Consider the following 23,223-nt stretch of genomic DNA (forward strand, 5'->3'; position numbering starts at 1 on the left):
AAATTCTAATATTAAAATTCAAAATACATATTGTTTAACCTATTTCATACAAATTCTTTCATACTTTTATATGCACAAAGGGCTCTCTCCCGTGCTGCCTTATGATCAACAATCGGAAAAGGATATGTATCCCCAAGTTTTATATTGGATTTTTGTAAAATATGCTCAGGTGCTTCCCAAGGCTTATGTATATATTTGTTTGGGATATCTCTTAATTCTGGTACCCATCTTCTTATATACTCTCCATTTTTATCAAACTTTTCTCCTTGTGTGATTGGGTTAAAAATACGAAAGTACGGTGATGCATCTGCTCCACTTCCAGCAACCCATTGCCATCCCATTGTATTATTTGCAATATCAGCATCTAGTAGTGTATCCATAAACCATTTTGCTCCTTCTTGCCACGGAATTAACAAATGCTTTACAAGAAAAGAGGCTACAGCCATTCTTGCCCGGTTATGCATAAAACCTGTTTGCCATAGTTCTCGCATTCCCGCATCAATAAACGGATAACCCGTTTTCCCCTTTTGCCATACTCTTAATAACTCCTCTTCCTTATCCCACGGGAAATTTTCAAAGCTCTTATTAAGAGGTTTATATACTGTAAATGGATAATGATATAGTAAATAATAAGAAAACTCTCGCCAAATTAATTGACGTATAAAGCTATTAACTTGTTTTTCAAAAAGACTACATTGTCTTTCGGTACTTTTATTTATTAAGTAATGAAACATTAGCTTTACTGATATTTGACCAAATGAAAGATACGGTGCCAACATCGAATGGACATTTTGACCTGGAAAATCTCTTCCTTCACTATAAGAGACTAATTTACTAGAGAAAAATTTCTTGAATGTTTTATATGCCCCTTCTTCTGTCGGATCCCATATTACTTCCATATGAGATGTCCACGGTATAATCGGCAACAATTGTAATTCTGAAACAGATAAGCTTGCTGGTAAAGAGTTCCCCCACTTTATACTCTGCACTCTGCTAAAAGGTTTAGGTATTACCTGCTTTTGAAATGCATTGTAAAAAGGCGTAAACACCTTATATTCAGTGTTATCTTTCTTTTTAATAATCCACGGTTCTAATAATAAATGCGAATTAAATTCTTTACAGATAATACCTTTATCCTCTAACATCATTTTCATTTTTTGATTAGATTGTAATCTGTCCGGATCATAACAAATATTCCAATATACAGCCGTTATATCTAATTGCTCTATGAGAGAAAGTATTTCTTCCTCCGTACGTCCTTTACGAATTATTAAAGTAGAGCCCAATGCCTCAAGTTGCTTCTTTACATCTATTACAGCATGGTGCAACCACCACTTTGACGCACTTCCTATTGAAAAAGTTTCATCTTGTATATATACAGGAAGAACCTCACCAGACTGAACAGCCTCAAATAGAGCTGGGTTATCATATAAACGAAAATCTTTTTGAAACATAACAATAATTTTATTTTGCATGGCTATCCTTTCTAATTCTTAAAGCACAATTCATTCTTTATTAGAACAAATACTTCTGTTATTTTTAAATGATTATAAGAATCATTTTTTGTAATTGCAAACAAACTCTTCTATCTTTAATGGATTTTTCCAACTCTTAATAAAGATAAAAATATAATGCACTTTGTACTTATCTTAAACTCTTATAAAATAAAAAAGAAAATGGAGAGAAAGATGAAAAAACAATTTTATAAACAATCAAACTTAAATACATCTATAGATTCAACAATCCTATGGACTTTTCAAAACCAAAATGCCATAAATACACTTTTGAATGAAGGTAAGCTTATAGCCGATCCTATTTTTGTTAGTAAAGAAGATTGCACAGCATATAAATACATTGTAAGACACATGAAACAGAAAGGTATTGAATTTATTATAGATTTACCCATTTGGGCATGGCATTCATGCAATGGTTACCAAAAGAAGCCTACTTATGAGACTGCAAGAGAATTACTATCAGATATTCAATTAGAGAAAGAAATATACCTCATCGAATTCACATGTCCTAATTTTTTATTCATGTTAACAAACTATAGCCGATGGTGCGACATTTATTTTAAACTTACTGGCAATCCTAAAGCAAGTGTAACAAATGATGAAGAAAAATACTTATTTAATCTTTACCCTACCATTGAGGAAGAATGGGAATATCATCATATCCAAGCAACTCTACCCTACCTAAAAAAAGAATGGATTATACAAATAACTGAACTTAGTAAAATGAATGGATTTAACAAATAATATTGTTTATGAATGCTTTATTTAAGCATTCATAAACATAACAAATAGTCACATGAAACTAATACATTTAAAATAGCTTTTTTTATAATGGAATCCTAAATATGCTCCTTACTACTATGATTTTGTATACATGCAGTTTACTCATTTAGTTTTGGTCTAGTTTGTAAATATAAATTCAAATCTGGACTTGAACCGTTAATAATTATATCTCGAACAATTTTAGAAAGTACCATACTATAAACTAATCCATTATCTCCATACGCATAGATAAAGTGACAATTTGGAAACTCTTCATACATTCCAATTATAGGTAAACCATCATGAGTACCACCATAAAAAGCACTTAAATAAAATTCAGGTTCAACTGTTATATTGGGAAAGAGCTTATTAAATTCATTCACTAATTTCTCTTTTTTATGGATTAATTTTGAATCTCTTTCTTGAGCAATGTTTGTATCTTCATCTAATCCACCTATAATAATCCTATTATCTACAGTAGTTCTCATATAAATATATGGTCTCGCAGTTTCCCAAATGAGAGTGCGTTTATACCAAGAAGATAAATCTTCCACAGGATTAGTAACAATTGCATATGAGCTAATCAGTGTAGCGTTCTTTTCCTTTTTAAATTCCAATCCTTCATATCCTGCAGCCACAATTACTTTATTGGCAGTAATAGAATTGCCCTCCTTTGTATAAAAGATAGCACATTCTTTCTCTAACTTTTTGCCAACAATCTCTGTATCTTCATAAATGTGAACTCCTTTATTAGAGGCTTGTTCTAATAAACTATGTGTAAATTTATAAGGATTTATTTCACCATCATTATACGTATAAATAGCTGCACGTTTTTTAAATGGATATCTCTGTCCAATTTGTTTTTCTGATAACCAAGCCGCTTTAAAATCATGCTTATGTAAATAATACAGTTCCTTTTCTAATTTCTTTATATCCTCTTCATAACTTGCATAATATAAGCTGTCACGTCGTTTAAAGTCAGAGCAATAAGGCAAGTTTTGATCAGCATATTCAATATCATTAATAGCTTGTTCACATAATTTCATATGCTTAACTGCATACTCTTCCCCAAATGTATTTACAAGTTCAAAAAACATCTTATCACCTAAATATTGAATAAGTGCTGTATTTGTAAGGTTACTTCCATGTCCTACCTTTCTTTTATCAACGATAACAATATTTAAATCTGATTCACTCAAATAGTATGCTGATTGAGCACCCGAACTTCCTGCTCCTATTATTAGTACGTCACATTTTATATCTTCGTCCAAACGAGGATAAGAAGGTGTATTAGAAAAAGTCGTGTTCCAATATAATTTCCCTTTCTGTAAATCCATTTTAATTGCACCGTCCTAAATAAAATAGTTATATCCCCATCGGTATCTCCAAATCATTCTTACTATATACTTCTTATCAAAATTATCTTGCTATCATGAATAAAGGTTTTCATAAACCTAAAAGCCTTGTCTTAAAAATTTTTTCGAAAAAACGTCAAATAATTTTTTATTTTTATTATAAAAAGAGCAAAAGATCTCCATTTATAGAAGATTTCTTTTACTCTTTTTTAAAGGAAACAACTCCAAATATTTAACATATTATAGTATCTACTAAATAAAAGTTGCTTATCTATCGATAACTTACACATAAGAATGCATTTGTTTCACTACTTTATTAACAGAAACTTTAACAACCGTTTCTTTTTCCCCTGTTCTATCAATCTTGAAACCATGAACTTTAACATCAGACGGTACTAGTGGATGATGACAAATCATATCTATACTCTTCTCAATATTTTCACTAACATTTTCTTTTCCACTTAGCCATTCATCAAGGCTACCACTTGAAAATTCAGGCATGCAATTTTCAAAGAGATAGTCTAGTTCCCTGTTATTTTTTATGGAATTACGTTGAATTTGTAGATTAACTACATCAGTTTCTTTATCCTCTATTCCTACAACGAAAATTTCTTTAACATTTTCTTGATAAATAGCAATAATAATAGATCTCATTATATCTCCATAAGGATGCACAATTACAGAATCGTAGCTGTGTATAGTCAACATGTTTTCTTGTTGAATGTTAGTTACTTGTTGGATAATAGGCTCTATTTCATGTTTAATGTCTGTTAACAATAAAACTTTTTTATTCTTTGAATTCATATGGGGCACTCCTTCTTCATTATTTTATTTATGAAACTTTTAAGCTAGTAACAATAGTTGATAATTCATTACATGATTGTTACCAGTTTTTCCAGTGTCCCTCTGGATCAACACTTGCAAGTCTAACCCATCCATTTTGAACTTTTTCTCGAAATGTGAAATCATTATTTAGCAAACGTTCTATATATTGACTAGGCGCTTGAATTACAATTAGTAAACGAAGTGGTGAATGATACGTCTCACTATCTGACTGCATAACGGATTGCCAAGGTAAGCCTGGCAACAAATCACTTGCATTTCCCTGCATAACACCTAGACCCGCGGTTACAGTTTGGGTTGTTTTGTTTCCACTACCATAATAATGAGGAGCTACAGTTGAAGCGTAATATTGTAGATTTATCCACTGAGCTACTGTTCCTGGTCCTGCAATAATGTTAGCTAATATATCGCCACTTTCATCCTGTTTCCAATCATAATTATGAAGGAAAGCCCTACCTTCTAAGTCACAATCCTGAGTTAATTCTCGTTGCCCGATAATAAAAGATGCATTACGAGCTAATCCCCATTCTGGACGTATTTCACTCCAATCTTCTGCAAATCGATGTGCCTCTTTACTCGCATTTTTTATTTTCGTTTTAAAATTTGGTAATTGCGTTAAACGCTCTCTATTTGCATGTTGGCTCACATTTGGCATAATCGATTCGATACAATCAAATGCTTCTTGCGCAGTTTCCGAAAGTTCTGGGACGTAAATCCATTCCAATTCATCCACTGTTGTTTTATGTTCAGCTGCTGCAAAAATGGTATCCTCAGGAATTTTAATACCTTCCACAAACAACGCCTCTCTCACTTCTGGGAGATTACATAAAGTAGCAAAAACTCTTGCATTGAATCCTCCTGCTGCTCCGCCACAAGCACCACACTCAAGTGCTGCAGCATAAGGATTGTTCGTACTTTGACTACTATGTCCGCACATTACAACTAAAGGAGCAAATTTTTCTGTCAGTCCCACCATTTTTAAAGCTTGACGCACATAGTTCACTTTTTCTTCTTTCGTAAAACCGATAGGTATCTCCCCCTTTGTGTCATGAACATGATTAAGCGAGAATGTTGTATCAGGTTTTTGTAACATAGTTTTACGAAGGTTACGAATGAAACCACCAACTCCTCTTGGGACAAAGCTTCTTGTCACCATCTGTAGACCAAGTAAAGGACCACTTAACTCAGGTAGCGCCATACTTGTCAGTACGTTCTGTTTCATCGTTTTAAAAGTATAACGTACCGAACTGCCTACCCTCTTACGTTGCTCATAAGATTTAAGTTCATTTTCATTTGTGAGCTCTTTTATTTGATGTTTCGGTTTGAGTATAACTGGCAAAGAAGGATGGTTGTTATTACTACCTAGTTCACTAGTTGCAATTGGTAACCCAAAGAAACCAGCTATTCCAAATGTTTCAAACGGACCTAATTTTTCAAGGTGGCGACGAAACGGTTCTGAACGTACATCAATACAGAATGCTAATTGAGCTAATACACGCTTTTTATCATTGGTTGCACGTTGTGTAGAAGCAATCTTCTCCCTTAATTGCTCTGCATGCGTTTGTTCCCAAGCTTCCAGCCAAAGTTTCTTGCGAATATTTTCATCAAAACGATAAGCGAATACTAATAATTCACTTTGTTCAGTAGCAGGCATTTGTAACCATTCCCGTGTTGAAATATTCCCCCAATAAATCCAAGAAGCTATAAGTGGGACGATCGAAACTTTTTTCTCAACCTTTTGATTTTTTAAAGGTAAATAAGGTTTTACAATAGCCAGCTCCATAGAAATTCGAACTGCTAAATATTCTATGAGAAGTTCCTGTTCCTGAATTGATTGTTGTGAGCGCCATCGTATCATTCCTGCCCACCCAGGCAAAGAAAGTAAGTGCCCTTCAAGGTAAGATTGTATGTTAGATTCAGAAATTCCTAGTTCAGATAATGCTCTCGCTAAAGCTACTTCGGCATCTTGTGGCCAATTTTTTAAAACTTTACGCTCATTTTTACTGAGCGCTGGATCAAATTTAATAAGGTGTTGCCATGCGCGATAAAAACCTTTCTCACGATTTGGCATCGTCCAATTTGATCCGGAGTCATCAAGATATAATTTACACCATTTAATGATATGATAATTAAGAACATCAGATAGGTTTTCACTATTTTGATTCTCTATAAGCGAACTTATTGGCTGCATAACAGAGGCTTTCATACTTGCTGTATTTATATAACTCATTTCTTCTGCCAATTTATTTAATTCTGGCGATGATAATAGACTAGAAGGTAATTTTTCTAACTTTAAAGCTGCTTGGCAAAATCGCTCTGCTTTCTCTCGCGGAATATTAAAAGATTGTGAATCCAGCCAACGAGACAAACTCATTTGTAAAAATGATTCCTCAATCTCACCTTTTGCTTTTGCCGAATGAATCATGGAGGCACTAGGATAAATATCCACATTACGAGCTTCTTTTAACCAATTTGCGACTTGTTCAAATGATTGCTTTTCAAGTCCCATCCAAGGGTGGTGAGCTGCAAACGTAGAGATAGGCCAAAGTGGTGCAATAACTCGGCTAGCAGATGCAACTAAATCATTTATATTATTTTCTTGCATATCAATGTTTGTATCTTTCTTTAATATTGACGGTATGCTCATCACGAATTACCTCCCTTTGATACATAATGTTTCAGATAGCTTGGGTGACTTTCTACTGACTTTCGTCTCGCCTCACCTACTCGAACTAACCAAAGATAAAGTACAGCGAATAAAGTAGAAGATTGATGACGAGTAACGAAAGTACTAATAACACTACTAAATAGTAAAATACATATAACAAAGATAACGGCTGGAGCTGAAGGTTGAACACTTTGATAAATATCAGTATGCAACCATTTATAAAGAGAATTATGAACGGTAAAGTAAATGAGAGAAAATCCAATCAAAACAATTACGCCAGCAATTCGTCCCATTCTTCCCTCTCCAAAAACAACAAGCTGTTTCCATGAAAAGTATAGTGACCAGCCTAAGATTAACGCACTAACTAGTTGATACCCCTCTCCAGAAGTCATAAACCAGAAAGTAATTGCTATAAATAATCCTAAAACACGCCCAACTATAATCCATAAATTGGACATCTTTTCATTAGACTGATTCACTACCCCAAAACGTTGCACGGAAGAACCAGCTTGTAAAAATAGTGTAGCTTTAAACAAACCATGTAAAATTAAATGAATAATAGCCGCTAAATAGGCGCCTAATGCACATTGAATAAGCATAAATCCCATTTGTGCAATAGTTGAACCTACTAGCTGACGTTTATAATCAACTTGGACTAAACTAATTCCTGTACCTATTAAGATAGAAATACTAGAGAAAATTAGTAAAATTATTTGTGCAATATCATCATGAAAAAGAGGTGAAAATCTAGTTAACATGATACCACCAGCATTTACTAAACCCGCATGCATAATAGCTGAAACAGGAGTTGGAGCAACAGCAGACTCAATTAACCATCTTTGAAAAGGCCATTGTGCTGCTGGAATCATCACCGCTAATATAATTAATAAGTTAATTCCTGTTCTCTCCAATGTTCCATGTAGCACTACATTTTCATTCGTTAAAACTGATGTTAACTGCCACTGTCCTGTTACTTGAAAAAGCCAAATGATAGCTGATAGTAAGGCAATCCAACTTATTGTAAATAGGTAGCCAGAGATTTTAGTTGCTTCACTAACTACTTTCCACCCTTTATTTAGCCCTATAAGTAGAACCAATCCTATAAGCGTTGCTCCCCAACAAATGAGCATTAAGCGAAGATCATCACTTAACCATGCAACCGAAGATACACCTGTAGTAAATGTAAAAAGTGCAAAGTATTTTCGATATGAACGATCTCCCATTAAATAACGTACAGAGAAACGCTGAATGATTAAACCAATTGTAAGAACAAAGAAAGCCATTAACCAAGCTAAAGTATCTAGATGCCAAGGCCCCACAACTCTATCTCCATTGTTATTAACAAGTGCGAGTAAAGAAACCAATGAAGGTAAAGCAGCGATACCAATATGGATATGAACAAAACGTAAAGGTATCCTTGCATTTAAAAATAATAATCCACTTAGCCAAGAAGCACTAAGCGCCATAAAAAATAAAGTTAACAGTGTTGATGAACTCAGCGAAATTAACATGTTAAATACTCCCTTCTAAGCGAAAATAGCCTATAAAAATTCCTTTTCATTACGATAGTTTTTTAAATTTCAATTTTCATTCACTCTTTTTCGTGCATCGTTTTTTCCCATAAAAAAAACCGACAACTTCCATAATTCAATGATTTTATATCATCATTGAATTATGGAGATTGTCGGTTTCACTTCAACTAACTTCAATAAAGTTTTTTGAAGAGCTCCCATTTTATAGAGGATAGTAATGTATGTATTACTCCTATTAAAAATAACAGTATATCTCTGATCTCCTAGATTATGCAATCAATATATCAATTTATGTTATGCGCTATCTTTCAATTAAGAAACTTTTTCATTTAGTCAATATTACATATTAAAAAAATGCTAAAGCCTTAATTATAGCAAACAGTTAAAATAAGCATCTATTAATTTTTTAAAACAATTATAAGATAAACTATATTAAGCAGTTTGTCAATTTATTTATCAGTTTTTTTGAGCGTTATTCCAATTAAAATTCAGTATACGTAAATAATTTCAAGTTATTAATTATTATCATGTTAATAAATTTAAATAAAGCGCAAAACTTTTAGGTTTCTTAATTATCTCCCACTAACCCTACGGTGGTTTTAATTTTTAAAATTTTCCCTCAAGATTATGAAACAATTTAAAAATCATTACTCGTTCACCAGTACGGGAGCTTATATCCGTATGAAAACTTTTCACTTTTTCTCCAGTTAATTCTAGTATAATCTCTTTCAAATCTTCAATTCCAGATTCAACTAGCTCCGAACGATTTTTCTTTATCGTTAGCATACCGTCTTTTGTTTCGCAAACCGTATATTCAGCCGGCGTTAAAATACCTTGTAAATTTACGATAATCATATCCCGTAATATATCTGTCTTAACGGATATAGACCCGCGTCCTAGGTAGTCCTTTTCCCAGTGAGTAATTGCTTTGCTTATCTCTGATTCAATAGAGCCTTTTGAGTTTTTCATCTTTGTATCCTCCTTCAATAAAATGTAATTACATTTATAATTACAATAACAATATAATAATCTGGATTGATTTTATTTTCAATTATTGAGAAGAATTTATAGGAATCGTTGTCATGTATCCTTTAGTATTAAGATGAATTTTTATATTGTAATATACATTTTTTTGATTATTCCCCGATAAAATACTCTTACTATAAAGACTCTGTTGCATAGATTTCAAAAAAGGACATTCCAGAGAAAATAAGAAAACTCTTGTAACGTAATATACAAACAAAAAATCCTACACTTATGAGTAGGATTTTTCTCTTTTTATATTAGTCAAAAAACTAAAAGTATACCTGCCCTCCAAACATATTACCGATTGGGTTTATGCATATTTCCTTCGAATTTTGCCAACCACCAATAACAGTAAAGGAATCCCTAGCTCATAAACAGGAAATGCAATTGGAATTACGAAAAATATGTAGTAATAATGGGTAAATGTTTGGATATTTTTAACTGACACAGCTATGATGAACGAAATAGGAGCAAGAACTAACGCTACTTTTCGCCAATCCTTCAAATGAAATATTTGTGCTGTTCCATAACAAGCGATAAACATGTATAACGCCAATTTCACAAAAATACTAAAAAACCAAATAATAACTATCAAAATATCCACATTTTGAATGAACTCCATGACAGATATGTATCGGCTCAAATCGTAAACCGGATACAAAAAACTTGAAGATAAATTCGGACCGAATGTTAAAATGACCGCTAATGTTCCAATCGTTACCATGAAAACGGCTAATCCTACCCCCAACATCGCCCTTGATGACGCTTGCTCTGGTTTATCCATAAAGAAAACGAACATCATCATCATAACAGCCTCTCCAAAAAATGCGGCTACAGGAGTATAGGAACCTTTAAGGATGGGAAGCCAGCCAGAATCGTGATAAATAGGCCGCATATAATCCCAATTCATATTGCCAACATTCAAAATGATTACAAACGTTATCATTAAAAGTACAATTGGCCCTATGATTTCACTTAAACGTCCAATACCTTCCACCCCTCCTTGGTAAATGATAAAAATGAGCAATAACATCGCAGTAAAGACAATGACCCACAAAGGTGTATTATGAAACAAAGCGATAATAATGAACTCACCAAATTCACGGACGGTTATCCAAATTATCATGTACCACCCAAAGAAGTAAGGAATCATCAGTAGCTTTCCTAGCCATTTACCAAGAATAGTTTGACTAAATTCAATGAGAGTTTGTTTCGGATAAAGCGAACCAAGTGTAGTTGCCAAAAAAGTAAGAGCAACCCCTATCACTCCTGCAATCAAAATCGAGATCCACGCATCTTGTTTGACAGTACGAATCGTCGCTGGAATAACTAGAAGGAGTGATTGTCCCACTTCAAATGTGAACATCATCCAAAAGATTTGCCTGCCAGAGATTTTCATCGAATTTCTCACACTCTATATTCCTCCTTATTTTTTCATTTCATTTTTCTTCAACTGCAACGGTGGTCCAGTCAGTCCTACTCGCCGAATAGTAAGCTTTGTATGAAGAGAAACCTCCACTTTTCGAAATTGTTTACTCCAATTCTTTTTTAACTCTTTCCATTCGGATGGATATTTTTGATGAATGGCTTCTCCAAATCCAAAGATATCGGTTCCGTATTGTTTTTGAACCTTTTTAATAGTTTGGAGAGCTTCCTTTTCGGACTGTTTTTCCAATACACGTTCTAAAAGAGTAAGATTTTTTGGCTGCGAAAGATCTAAATTCGTATTGTTCTCCTGAATTGTTCCTTCACCAGAAAAAACAATGTCACACTTAATTGTGTCCCCTTGTATAGTAGGTATGATTTTTCTATTGATCTTTGTCATATATAAACTTGCACTACCATTTCCTTTAGAGGCCGTTGCTGTAACTGTCTGTTTACTTAAACGATTCACTATCCAAAGAGTAGTTAACCATTCCTGCATGTTCAAGTATCCTACCAATTTGAAATCGTTGTTAAATATAGCACCGCCTACAATTTGAAACCCTTTGACCTCAGTTTTTCCTTTTTTATGAGACATATTTAGTTTAATAACGGGTAAAATCGGAGTGATTCCATCACTCGTACCAGCAATAAGAAAATTTAATAAAGACATATCTCCCGCTGCCTCTATTTGCATATGCTCTTTAAGTGCCCCAAGTGCCGGGATAGACTCTAAAGGGATGGATGCTTTCAGAAAATCTTTTGCAGTATTCCCTTTTATGACAAACACACCTGCTCGTAATCGAATATCAGGATCGCGGCTATATGCATCTAAAACTGGAGCAAGACCACTTTTAGCCATTTTTTCTCCAATCAATATTACACGCTGGTGCCCTCGAAAAATTTCTCTCGACATTTTTGTTTGCATCATTTGTATAGCTTCATGTGTATCCCTTCCCGTTCCCGATTCTGTAAAAAACGCTTTTCCTGCATTACTTCTTCCGCTCTGTCCCATCCCCATTTTTGATGGAATAATAAACTGAGCACTAATTTCAATCTTATTATTCTTCGCTTGATCAAGTCCCCATCCTAATTCTATTGCCAAATCATTTAATTCTGTCCGATCCCAACATCCCGTCAAGAAGCATAAAGAAATGACCAGTATCATACAGAGTGCCTTGTGCAGGCTCATTCTGTTTCCCCTCCCCGTTTCTCATCTGGCTTTTGTCCACCTGGAAAACGGACTTTCTCTTCACCAGATACCATTATTGGGCGGTGGGTCATATTCCAACGAGGTGTTCGGAGAAAAACATCCTTTAAATCACGAGGAGTCTGTGGTGCAACTGGACTTAAATACGGAATGCCAAAAGAACGAATGTTAGTTAAATGAATCAAAATCGCAAGGGTACTTATTGCAACACCGTATAGCCCGAGCATCCCTGCCAATAACAGCATCGGAAAGCGTAACATCCGGTAAGCTGTTCCTAAGTTGTAGCGCGGGAACGCAAATGACGCAATACCGGTCGTCGCCACAACAATGACCAAAGGTGCGGAAATAATACCTGCTTGCACAGCAGCTTGCCCGATAACAAGTGCTCCGACAATACTAACTGCTGATCCAACAGGTTTTGGTAACCGAACCCCCGCTTCCCTCAAGCCTTCAAATAAAAACTCCATCATTAGCGCTTCTATGACAGCCGGGAACGGAATGCCTTCTCGCGCAGCTGCAATACTAATAAGCAAATTTGTCGGTATTAATTTAGGATGAAAGGTTGTAATAGCAACATAGAGAGAAGGAAGAAATAATGAAATATTAATTAATATTAAACGTATCCATCGAACAAAAGTTGTGTAGATGGAGCGTTCATAATAATCCTCCGCTGCTTGTAGACCAGTCCAAAATGTCATAGGAACAATCAAAACGAAAGGTGTGTTATCTACTAAAATGGCGACTTTCCCCTCTAATAAACTTGCACAAACCGCATCTGGCCGCTCAGTATTTTGAATTTGTGGAAAGGGTGAAAAGGGTTGGTCCTCAATAAACTCTTCAATGAAAGCTGACTCCAATACTCCATCAATTTGAATTCGCTTTACCCTTTGGCGAACTTCATCCAAAACCGAATCAGGTGCAATTCCCTCAATATAAGCAATTACCACATCTGTCTGTGACAATTCCCCAATCGAATAAGGTTCCATTTTTAGTTTTTGGCTTCGAATTCTTCGGCGAATCAGGCTCGTATTGACCCTTATCGTTTCCGTAAACCCGTCCCGAGGGCCACGAACAGAGATCTCGGCAGCCGGCTCTTCAATACCTCGTTTTTCAAAACCTTTTAAATCAGCGACTAGAGCTTGACTTTCTCCTTCTGTTAAAATGACAACATTCGCTTTCAATACTGCTTCTATAACCTCACGAACTTTAGAGATTGTCTTTACTTGAGAAACCGCAATTAGCTGATTTTGTATAATTTCTCCTACCGAATCCACACTCTTTACTCCACTAGGCAGACCTTCGAACATCATTGGTTTCAAAACAACTTGTTCCACAACTTTAGTGTCAATTAATCCATCTATATAAATAAAAAGAATTTTATTTTGACTATCTATGATTATTGGACGAAAAACAATATCGGAACAATTTTCAAAAACTTGTCTCAAAACTTCTTCATTCGCAGATACACTCTGCTTGAGTTCGCACTCTTGATCATTTTGGAGCAGCATACTTGCACTCTCAAGTTCCTGAATATCTTTTCTCAAACGCTTTCTACTAAGTTTTTTCATCATACTACCCCATTTATCGAGTGGTTTATGTTTTGAACCCAATTGTTAGTAATTTCTTGACAGAATAGCTTTAAAAAACCGTTCCACTAAATGTTTTTTTGTAAGTAATCATTTATCTAGAAAACAAAAGGAAAATATCCCCTCTATATCCTTCTTAAAATTTCCTTACACATGAAAATTATTCAATTTTTTCTATAAGTTAGTTATTCTAAAGTGAGGTATCCATAAAGTAACTTGTAAATTCTGCTTTGTTAAATTGGTAGTAATAAGCTTATAGAAGCGAGCAAAAAAAGCATGTTCTGAAGAAAGATAAATCAGAACATGCTCTTAATTTATTTATTTGATACTATAGACGTTGATCTTTCTGGAAGTTTAGTTGAAAATGATCCGCTTCATTGTATACCCCGAATTCATATCCTTTTTCCTTATAAAATTTAATAATTTCCGGAAGCGCTTGTAATGTCTGTAGTTTTTCATGCATTAGAACTACTTCCACATCTTCTGTTGTTGTACGCTTTACATTTTCTATAATTTGCTGTGGGTTACCTTTTAATTTCCAATCATTTGAATCTATCGTCCAATCCCAAACTTTTATTCCTGCTTCTACAATTTTGTTACGAATGTCCTGCCCCTTTAATCCTGGTGCAGATCCGTATGGGGGACGGACTAGTTTAGGGGTTGTACCTGTAATATTATGAATAAGAGCTAACGTTTCTTTCATCTCCGTTACAAATTGTCCTTTTTTGTATAGCTTATCACTATTATGTGTCATACTATGTGCACCAATATAATGTCCTTCTTTTACTGCTCGTTTTACATTTTCCTGAAAACCGGTATTCTGTAAATTGCTACCTTGCATAAAAAATGTCGAAGCAACATGTTGCTCTTTTAGTACATCTAAAAATTTGCCAGTTAATTCGCTAGGACCGTCATCAAATGTTAAATAAACAACCTTTCCTACTGGTTTTCCATCAGCTCTTTTCTGTTTTGCCAGCGATGTGTCTTCTTTCTTTCCTTGTTGTTGCGTATTAGCTAGCCTAATATTTTCATTAGCTACCCCTTTCGCTGGGATAGAGTTCCATTTCCCTATTAAAAAGAACGTGAAAAAGGTCGTTGCTAAAACAACTCCTAGAGATAGTATTGCCTTAGTTACTACACTTGTTTTTTTCTTATTTTGTGATTCTTTCATTATGTTTCGATCCTTTCCCTACTCATTTTCATATTCATTATTTATGCAGCTAAACATTAACTTCAGCTGATATTTACAATAAATAGATTAATAGAGGAAGGTGAAGATAAAATGCAGATAATGTCGAAATTAGTTAAAGAATAGCCTATTACATCCACTCTTTAAAAAAATATTTGTTTCTCTACTACAGTTAAATTTGAAAACTGGATATACATCCAAAATAAAAAATACTACTCTTTCTAAATAACATTTTCACCTCAAGATAATAGCATACCGGTATAAAGATAAAATACAGAGATGGCCGTACTATTGAAATTCTATTATAATTTTGTAATTGGAATTCATTTGAACCAAATGAAGAACTAGAAGAAATATTATTATGTGGAGGTACTCCGATGAACCTTGTAATTAGAGAGTTAGAAACAAATGATTTAGATAATCTCCCGGAGATTGATGACAGTTTTATAGTGAATGCTCGGTTAATTCTTTCTCTTTCCAAAGGAAATAGACGCATAGAATATACAGTAGAAGACGTTCCAAGTTATGAAAAAAGTTATTTACAAAATCAAGATGATAATGAAGAACTGGCTTACAATGAATATATGAATAAACCTAATCAAGTCATTTACATAGCTCTGTTACATAACCAAATCATTGGATTAATGGTATTAAAAAAGAATTGGAACCACTATGCTTACATAGAGGATATAACGGTAGATAAAAAATATCGTACAATCGGAGTTGGCAAAAAATTAGTTGATCAAGCAAAGCAGTGGGCAAAAAAAGGAAATATGCCAGGTATCATGCTTGAAACGCAAAATAATAATGTCGCAGCATGTAAATTTTATGAAAAATGTGGATTTGTAATTGGTGGGTTTGATTTTCTTGTTTATAAAGGTTTGGATAAGACAAGTGATGAAGTTGCAATTTATTGGTATATACATTTCAAATGATAATAGTTTATAACGTAAAAAACTCAAAATAAAACCCCAATTTCTCTATATTAAAATCGAGAAATTGGGGTTAAGTTATTTAAAACAAATAACTAATTAATAATCCTGCTGACAACAAGAAGCCGAAAATCGTATTTGTCATCGCTGTTGATTTCATTGCGATGCGCATATATCCAGGATCCTTTGCCCCTTTTTGGAAACTTTGAATCGCAGAAATTGGCTTTCTCAAGCCTAAGAACATAACTAATGCCCAAGGGCTTATATAACCCATTAATACAATTACGGCAATCCATAAATACGCAATGAAAAAAGCTACCGCTAGTGTTACCACAGCTTTTTCTCTCCCAAGGAGGATTACTAATGTCTTTCTTCCACCTTTAATATCTTCTTCGATATCTCGGATGTTATTTGACATATTGATTGCACCTACTAAAATTCCAATTGGAATGGAAATCAATACACTTTCAATCGTTACAGTATTCGTTTGAATAAAGAAAGCAATGAGCACAAAACATGTCCCCATTAACAACCCAGAAACTAATTCTCCAAACGGGGTGTACGCAATTGGTAATGGACCGCCTGTATATAAATAGCCAACTGCCATCCCAATTAAACCAATAACCACTAACCACCAACTACTATTCATACAAATATAAATGCCAATAAAAGCTGCTACGACATATAATAAAAGCGCAACTGTTAACACATTTTTTGGCTTCAATCCATGACGGACAATTCCGCCACCGATGCCAACGGATTCAGCGGTATCTAATCCGCGTTTGAAATCATAGTACTCATTAAATAAGTTCGTTGCTATTTGCAGCGCTAAACATGCAAGCATCATCGCAATAAATAAAAGCCAATCAATTTTGGCAACATAAAGTGATGCCACTGTCCCTAAAATTACAGGAGAAAACGTCGCCGTTAATGTATGCGGGCGCGTCATCTTCCATATTAATTTAGCGGAACTAATTTCCTTTTCATTCCCCATAACTCTGTTCAATCTCCCTACATTTTAAGTATAAATTACTAGCAGTATCTTTCTATCTATTTCCTGCCACGCATCCATTCATTATAGCAATAAATGATTATCCTTTCTAACAAATCAACTTTTAATAAAGTAAAATTTATAAAATGAAACTTTAATCAGTAGGAGTTTTGTCATCCCCACTGATTATTAGTACATATCCATTGTTTTTTTACGGGCAGCCCTCCCATTCGCTGAATTTTGTGGTGGGAGTCTTACTGCCCGTTAATGCGGGATAAAAAAGAAGTCAAATTACTTCCAAACAACACCTCGCCTCTCATATTCCATTCTGTATTCAACAGCAGCCGCAATTTTAGGACTTGCGAATCTTTCCGTGATCCAAAGTCCCAAATCAACTCCTGAAGTGACCCCTCTTGCAGTGATAATATCCCCTTGATCCGCAATTCTGTAATGAAGAAGCTCTGCCCCGTATTCACTCATTTCATCCTGTGCAAAACAGTGCATCGTTGCCTTTCGACCGTTCAATATACCAGAGGCAGCTAATAGCATCCCCCCTGTACACACACCAGCAACGATTGTTCCTGCATTGTGCATCTCGCTAATCATTTTAGTCAAAGTTCCAAGCTCTGCTTGTTTTCGTGCCCCATGCTCTGCTTTATGATTCCAGCCACCACCAGGTACAATTAACAAATCTGGACGATTCTCCTTCGTAAAAAATCATGTAGTTTAACTGTAACTCCAAACGAGGTAGTAACTTCCTTCTTTTGTTCACTCGAAACGAATTCAACTATAAATTGAGCCCCTTCTTCTATCGCTCTTTTCAGTACCTCAAACGGTGCGAAAGAGACAAGTTCTCCGAAACCATCAAACCATACTATTTGTATTTTCATTTTCGCACACCTCATATGCTTTCTTTTTTAAATTGTAGATATATATAATAATTGGACAATCTCAAAGTGTAAATTGTAAAGTATACCTAGATTATTCAAATAAAAAATAATATCCCACATAGTTAAATACATTTGTAAACCCTACATTTTCTACAACTGCAACAGAAGGCTTGTTCAATTCCATACAGTCCCAATATGGAATAATATCATTCTCCAAACAATCTTTCACAAAACTATGCGCTATCTTTTGAGCTAATTTTCTCCCTTGGTGACCTTCTATCGTTTCAATATCTATACAGTGTATATTTTCAAAGACGAATCCTGAAAAACAAACACTCACAATTACATCATCATAAACAATGCAATAGCCAATCCCCTCATTGAAAAAAGAATCCGGTGAAGACCAAAACTCTAAAATTTTTGATTGTAAAAAATCAATGTTCTTAAATGTATTATTATTATTTTCATAGAGAGCTTTACTCATTTTCAGTACAGTATATCTCTGTTCAAATTTAGGCTCATGATGATTTTCATAATCCTCTTTTCCTAGCATATACACTCTTTGATTCCAACTCTTTAATTTACGATGCTGAAATATTCTTTCGATTGTTTTATTCCACTTCGAATGATTCCCGATTCCTTCAAAGCAATCTAATCCTACTTTCCTCGCCTCAGGTACTATTACATGATTAATAAAACGATTCACTTCTTTATTAAACTCTTCATTTTCAGCATCTCCAATAAAGAAGAAGCCATCATTATTACCTAACCAAATGAGTCCCGAATTAGGAGAAGTCACGTTATCTACAAATATACGACCAGGATTCACTCCTGCAATTACAGCACGTACCTCTAATTGACCTTGTTCATTCACTAAACGATTACACCTATAAAAATCATCCTTGCTTAGTTCACAGATCATACGTTACACCCCTTTTTTAAACTGTTCTATTCTAACTTTACCATTTTTACATAATATTCTGTATTTTTACTAAGAGTAGTTTTAAAGCGATGCGATAAGTAAATGAAATACATAATAAAAAAGAGCCAATCTCCAACACAATAGAAGATTGACTCTTTCCTTTATTTACTCACCTGTTTCAGAAAATCGTTTTATACGTTCACCAATTTCATCGCGAACACGTTGAAATTCAGACCATTCTTTTCCTGCCGGGTCATCAAATCCCCAGTGAACACGATTTACGTGCGAAGGTGTCGAAGGACAAACAGAATCCGCATGACTACAAAGTGTAACGACTAAATCAGCATTATTTAAAATGTTTGTATCAATCATATCTGATGTTTGATTTGTTATATCGATATTCACTTCATTCATTGCTTTAATCGCATTGGGATTCACTCCATGTGCTTCGATTCCTGCAGAATATACATTCCACTTACCTCCTAAATATTGTTTACCCCACGCTTCTGCCATTTGGCTTCGGCATGAATTTCCTGTACATAAGAAATAGATTGTTTTTTTGTTTTCCATGTTGTTTTCCACCTTTGTTTTTAAGTTGATTGATCATTAAAATATTTACGTTTAAACCAAAAAGCGACATTTACAAGTGCAATCATGACAGGTACTTCGACTAACGGTCCAATGACAGCTGCGAATGCTGCGCCCGAATGAATACCAAACACACCAACTGCTACAGCAATTGCTAACTCAAAGTTATTACTACCTGCTGTAAATGCTAACGTTGTCGTCACCGGATAGTTTGCACCAATGTTTCTTCCCATAAAGAAAGAAACAAAAAACATTACAATAAAATAGATTAATAACGGAATCGCTATTCTTACCACATCTAGTGGCACGCTAACAATCATCTCTCCTTTTAAAGAGAACATAACGATGATTGTAAATAGCAATGCAAGTAATGTAAGTGGACTAATTTTAGGTATAAACACTTTTTCATACCACTGTCTTCCTTTTAACTTAACTAGTACAAAGCGTGTCAACATACCTGCTATAAAAGGAATTCCTAAATAGATACATACTGATTTTGCTACTTCTATCATTGTAATATCGACAATAGCACCTTCAATCCCTAACCATTCTGGAATTACAGTTACAAATACGTATGCATAAACTGAGAAAAAGAGCATTTGGAATACCGAATTAAAAGCAACTAAACCTGCCGCATACTCTTTATCCCCATCAGCAAGATCGTTCCAAACAATTACCATTGCAATACAACGTGCTAACCCAATCATAATGAGACCAACCATGTATTCTGGTTTATCAGGAAGAAAAATAATTGCTAACACAAACATAAGTATCGGACCAATAATCCAATTTTGTACTAAAGATAGCACTAACACTTTTACATCTTTAAATACTCGGCCCATTTCCTCATAGCGAACTTTCGCTAACGGTGGATACATCATTACAATTAAACCAACAGCAAGCGGAATAGACGTCGTTCCAACCTGTAATGTATTCAGTCCGTCTACTACACTAGGGAACACAAACCCTAAACCAATCCCAACAGCCATCGCTAGAAAAATCCATAGTGTTAAATATCGGTCTAGAAAAGATAAACGTTTCATTTTATTTTCCATCTCCTATTAACAACAAGAATTTTTAGCTACCTCATTTGAAGTCGCGCAACAAGATGACTCTTCAATTTTGTGAACATTACTATCTGCTTTCGTATAAAAGAATTCCCACTCATTCCCATCTGGATCTGTTACCCAAAACTTATCTTGCACTGCATAGCAACAAGTCGTATCCATCTCATCACGCGCGAAGAAACCTTCTTTTTCTAATCGTTCTTTATGCAATGTAATTTCTTCAGCTGTATCCACTTGGAAACCAAAATGATTTACCTGATTTCCCTTCACTTCATCTCGCACGTTCAGCGTAAAATTAAGTCCTGGCGTCTCTAATAAAAATTTTGCATAATCTGTTTTCACTTTAACTGGTGAAACACCAAATACCTTTTCATAAAATTCAATAGACTTCTCTAAATTCGTAACGTTTATACCGACGTGAACATATCTCATACCTTATTCCTCCTTTTTATATATCATTAATCAATTTTTTTTGATTAATAACTCAAAATTTTAACAGCAACTACCTTTCCCTGTTTTTCTAAAGATACAGCACAATTCTTCTGATAATAAATTATTCACTTCCGCATCATTTAAATCATAATAACTCCACGTACCTTTTGTTTCTTTTACAATCAAACCTGCATCTAATAAAATTTTTAAATGATATGATAATTTAGATTGCGTCATTTCAAAAACTTCTGTTAAATCACATACACACGTCTGTCCTCGCTGGCAAAGTTCATACATGATTTCTAAACGTTTCTGATCCGCCAACGCTTTAAACTTTTTCTCATAGAGCTGAAAATTTTGTGCCACTGTAGTTCACTTCCCTTCATCAACTTTTTTTGATGTTTATAGTATATACGTAGATGAGTTCTATATGCAACTTATTAATCAAGTTTTTTTGATTTATCTAAAAAACTTCCTCGCATCATATCTTTGTTACAATTAAAAAAGACCATAACCTTTTCAAAAATGAAAAACTATGGTTCTTTTTACAACTTAATAGTTACAATATTTCCGAGAAATGGAGTCTCTATAACTATTTTAAATTTTAATTTGATCATTATAGAGTAGTGCCCCATCACCCTCAATCTAAGAAAAACAAATACCCCAAAATGAGAAAAATCGATATGCTCTTGTTTTTGGTGCATATTCATAAAAATAGTCTAAATCCTTAAGTTGATGGTTGTGGGGCGGGCCCCCCATAAGAACGGTATCTAAAAGATTGTATGATAGGTGTTAGTTCCATTCCAATGGCCTCAGCCGGCGATTAACTCAAATACCGATTTCGGATGACCGCCATGTGATGAAGTTCGTGTCCTGCGACGCCGTATGCGAGGGCGCGCGCCGTAATGCTTAGGTTGTTGGCTGTGCCCTTGCGGGTCCACGCCTCCGCTGGTAGCCCGCGCAACAATGTAAGCGTTGATTGCCGTACGGCCCGGTAGTCTTCGGCCAATTGCGCGGTTGTCCAGCTTCCGAAAGGAGGTATGAATAATTCCTGATCGAAACCGGTCAGAGGCGTCTGGTCCCCTCTTGCGAACCGGAGCAGGCGGTAGGTCATGACGCGTTCCGCGTCTGTAATGTGGCCCACGACTTCTTTCAGCGTCCATTTTCCTTCCGCATACCGATATGTGGCCTGGCTTTCGGTCAACGATGCCAGGAGCTCGGTCATTTGCTTTTCCTGGGCGAGCAGAATATCGATGATGTTACCGTCCGGCACCAAACGGATATATTCGCCGGAGCTCCCGGCATATTCTACTTCTGACGGTCTTTGATTCATGCGTAGTCACCTCTTTATGTAGATATAGAAAATTATAGCACTCGTCTATGTCTAATAAATTCGCGAAATAATAGAACTTCCCTTCTAATAATTGAGGATAAGCAACTATTTAGTCAGTCGCCACACTATCCTGATTCGTTAGCACAATAAGCAACGCTAATCAATAATGCATAAAAATTAGAAGTTATACAATATTTCAAAGTTATTAATATATATTAGATTATTCCGAAAAATATATAAATACATTTTGTCGAAACTATTAAAAAGGGAGAATTTCTCTAGCTGGAGAATTAATAATTGTGTTACCAATATGTAAAAATCTCAATTTAAAATTAAAGGAGAACAAAATGGGACAAATAATTGTATCGATGTACCTCTCACTAGATGGTGTCATGGAGGAACCAGCTTGGACTGCTCCATACTTCAATGAAGAAGTAGCAAAGTTTCAATCCGATTTACTGTTTGAAAGTGAAGCGCTTCTACTAGGGCGAGTAACCTATCAAGGTTTTGCAGCTACCTGGCCTTCTATGACTGATGAAGAGGGTTTTGCTGATAAGATGAACAGCATACCTAAATTTGTTGCTTCAACAACTTTGGAAAAAACCGAATGGAATGCAAATCTTATCAAGGGTAATATTGTAGAAGAAATATCGAAACTGAAGGAACAGCCCGGTCAGAACCTTTTAATTTATGGTAGTGGTGAGCTTATACAGACATTGATGCAACACGACCTCATTGATGAATATCATTTTATGGTCAATCCTGTTATCGTGGGAAGCGGAAAGCATCTCTTTAAAACCGGAAACGATACAAAGGCTTTAAAACTGATCGAAACAAGAACGACCAGTTCAGGTGTCGTTATTCTTTCCTATCAGCCGGAGAAAAAAGAATAATTATTGATAAATTATATAAACAAAAAAAGATTGACTCTTTCAGATCAGGAAAAGTTAAAAATAACTTC

The 23,223-nt window shown here is 34.9% G+C and carries 20 protein-coding genes and 1 pseudogene; 3 read left to right on the top strand and 18 right to left on the bottom strand.

What is annotated here, in order from left to right; genetic code table 11:
- Positions 1–44: 44 nt before the first annotated feature.
- Complete coding sequence (locus tag C3Y97_RS15415) at positions 45–1,475, bottom strand: cryptochrome/photolyase family protein (RefSeq protein ID WP_001179969.1); 1,431 nt, start codon at positions 1,473–1,475, stop codon at positions 45–47.
- A 213-nt stretch (positions 1,476–1,688) separates the two neighbouring features.
- Here C3Y97_RS15415 and C3Y97_RS15420 point away from each other — a divergent pair, with 213 nt between their 5' ends.
- The gene (locus C3Y97_RS15420; RefSeq protein WP_025688064.1) at positions 1,689–2,258 is read left to right on the top strand and encodes a DUF3841 domain-containing protein; all 570 of its coding nucleotides are present in this window, start codon (positions 1,689–1,691) and stop codon (positions 2,256–2,258) included.
- Positions 2,259–2,395: 137 nt separating this feature from the next.
- Here the strand turns inward: C3Y97_RS15420 and C3Y97_RS15425 are convergent, their stop codons facing one another.
- From C3Y97_RS15425 to C3Y97_RS15465, 9 genes are all read right to left on the bottom strand, one after another.
- Positions 2,396–3,613: an NAD(P)/FAD-dependent oxidoreductase gene (locus tag C3Y97_RS15425; protein WP_000365632.1), complete on the bottom strand. Its 1,218-nt coding sequence runs from the start codon at positions 3,611–3,613 to the stop codon at positions 2,396–2,398.
- Positions 3,614–3,913: 300 nt separating this feature from the next.
- Positions 3,914–4,435 (bottom strand): carbonic anhydrase, encoded by a 522-nt coding sequence (locus C3Y97_RS15430; protein WP_136363502.1) that lies wholly within the window; start codon positions 4,433–4,435, stop codon positions 3,914–3,916.
- 79 nt (positions 4,436–4,514) lie between these two features.
- Positions 4,515–7,121, bottom strand: coding sequence for a DUF2309 domain-containing protein (locus C3Y97_RS15435; RefSeq protein WP_136363503.1), 2,607 nt, complete (start codon positions 7,119–7,121; stop codon positions 4,515–4,517).
- Positions 7,121–8,653 carry an NADH dehydrogenase subunit 5 gene (locus C3Y97_RS15440; RefSeq protein ID WP_000908940.1) on the bottom strand — a complete coding sequence of 511 codons (1,533 nt, stop codon included), beginning with the start codon at positions 8,651–8,653 and terminating at the stop codon, positions 7,121–7,123. Before C3Y97_RS15440 ends, C3Y97_RS15435 begins: the two co-directional genes overlap by 1 nt.
- Positions 8,654–9,280: 627 nt before the next feature.
- Positions 9,281–9,643 carry a Na-translocating system protein MpsC family protein gene (locus C3Y97_RS15445; protein ID WP_000798163.1) on the bottom strand — a complete coding sequence of 121 codons (363 nt, stop codon included), beginning with the start codon at positions 9,641–9,643 and terminating at the stop codon, positions 9,281–9,283.
- Positions 9,644–10,010: 367 nt separating this feature from the next.
- Complete coding sequence (locus tag C3Y97_RS15450; protein WP_000703146.1) at positions 10,011–11,099, bottom strand: GerAB/ArcD/ProY family transporter; 1,089 nt, start codon at positions 11,097–11,099, stop codon at positions 10,011–10,013.
- A gap of 27 nt (positions 11,100–11,126) precedes the next feature.
- Entirely contained in the window at positions 11,127–12,314 is a 1,188-nt protein-coding gene (locus tag C3Y97_RS15455; protein ID WP_086692952.1) for a Ger(x)C family spore germination protein, read from the bottom strand.
- On the bottom strand, positions 12,311–13,903 hold the full coding sequence (locus C3Y97_RS15460) for a spore germination protein (RefSeq protein ID WP_025688055.1): 1,593 nt from the start codon (positions 13,901–13,903) through the stop codon (positions 12,311–12,313). Before C3Y97_RS15460 ends, C3Y97_RS15455 begins: the two co-directional genes overlap by 4 nt.
- Positions 13,904–14,246: 343 nt before the next feature.
- Positions 14,247–15,089, bottom strand: a complete 843-nt coding sequence (locus C3Y97_RS15465) for a polysaccharide deacetylase family protein (protein ID WP_000665165.1) — start codon at positions 15,087–15,089, stop codon at positions 14,247–14,249.
- Between the two features lie 395 nt (positions 15,090–15,484).
- Here C3Y97_RS15465 and satA point away from each other — a divergent pair, with 395 nt between their 5' ends.
- Complete coding sequence (gene satA, locus C3Y97_RS15475; protein WP_001054999.1) at positions 15,485–16,042, top strand: streptothricin N-acetyltransferase SatA; 558 nt, start codon at positions 15,485–15,487, stop codon at positions 16,040–16,042.
- A 79-nt stretch (positions 16,043–16,121) separates the two neighbouring features.
- Here the strand turns inward: satA and menA are convergent, their stop codons facing one another.
- The 8 genes and pseudogenes from menA to C3Y97_RS15515 all read right to left on the bottom strand — a co-directional run bounded on the left by menA (position 16,122) and on the right by C3Y97_RS15515 (position 22,262).
- Entirely contained in the window at positions 16,122–17,033 is a 912-nt protein-coding gene (menA, locus tag C3Y97_RS15480; protein WP_000526090.1) for a 1,4-dihydroxy-2-naphthoate polyprenyltransferase, read from the bottom strand.
- A gap of 288 nt (positions 17,034–17,321) precedes the next feature.
- Positions 17,322–17,920, bottom strand: a pseudogene (locus C3Y97_RS15485) (DJ-1/PfpI family protein).
- Positions 17,921–18,011: 91 nt separating this feature from the next.
- Positions 18,012–18,842 carry a GNAT family N-acetyltransferase gene (locus tag C3Y97_RS15490; RefSeq protein WP_000562832.1) on the bottom strand — a complete coding sequence of 277 codons (831 nt, stop codon included), beginning with the start codon at positions 18,840–18,842 and terminating at the stop codon, positions 18,012–18,014.
- 165 nt (positions 18,843–19,007) lie between these two features.
- Positions 19,008–19,412, bottom strand: coding sequence for an arsenate reductase (thioredoxin) (arsC, locus tag C3Y97_RS15495; protein WP_000428364.1), 405 nt, complete (start codon positions 19,410–19,412; stop codon positions 19,008–19,010).
- A gap of 20 nt (positions 19,413–19,432) precedes the next feature.
- Positions 19,433–20,473, bottom strand: a complete 1,041-nt coding sequence (arsB, locus tag C3Y97_RS15500; protein WP_000826551.1) for an ACR3 family arsenite efflux transporter — start codon at positions 20,471–20,473, stop codon at positions 19,433–19,435.
- 18 nt (positions 20,474–20,491) lie between these two features.
- On the bottom strand, positions 20,492–20,929 hold the full coding sequence (locus tag C3Y97_RS15505; RefSeq protein WP_001271013.1) for an ArsI/CadI family heavy metal resistance metalloenzyme: 438 nt from the start codon (positions 20,927–20,929) through the stop codon (positions 20,492–20,494).
- A 60-nt stretch (positions 20,930–20,989) separates the two neighbouring features.
- Positions 20,990–21,295: an arsenical resistance operon transcriptional regulator ArsR gene (gene arsR, locus C3Y97_RS15510; RefSeq protein ID WP_002026021.1), complete on the bottom strand. Its 306-nt coding sequence runs from the start codon at positions 21,293–21,295 to the stop codon at positions 20,990–20,992.
- A 457-nt stretch (positions 21,296–21,752) separates the two neighbouring features.
- Positions 21,753–22,262, bottom strand: a complete 510-nt coding sequence (locus C3Y97_RS15515) for a DinB family protein (protein ID WP_001076326.1) — start codon at positions 22,260–22,262, stop codon at positions 21,753–21,755.
- A gap of 347 nt (positions 22,263–22,609) precedes the next feature.
- Here C3Y97_RS15515 and C3Y97_RS15520 point away from each other — a divergent pair, with 347 nt between their 5' ends.
- A complete protein-coding gene (locus C3Y97_RS15520) occupies positions 22,610–23,155 on the top strand; it encodes a dihydrofolate reductase family protein (protein WP_136363504.1) in 546 nt (181 codons plus the stop codon).
- Positions 23,156–23,223: the final 68 nt, after the last annotated feature.

This window comes from Bacillus sp. DU-106 (assembly GCF_004799705.1).
GTDB lineage: Bacteria > Bacillota > Bacilli > Bacillales > Bacillaceae_G > Bacillus_A > Bacillus_A cereus.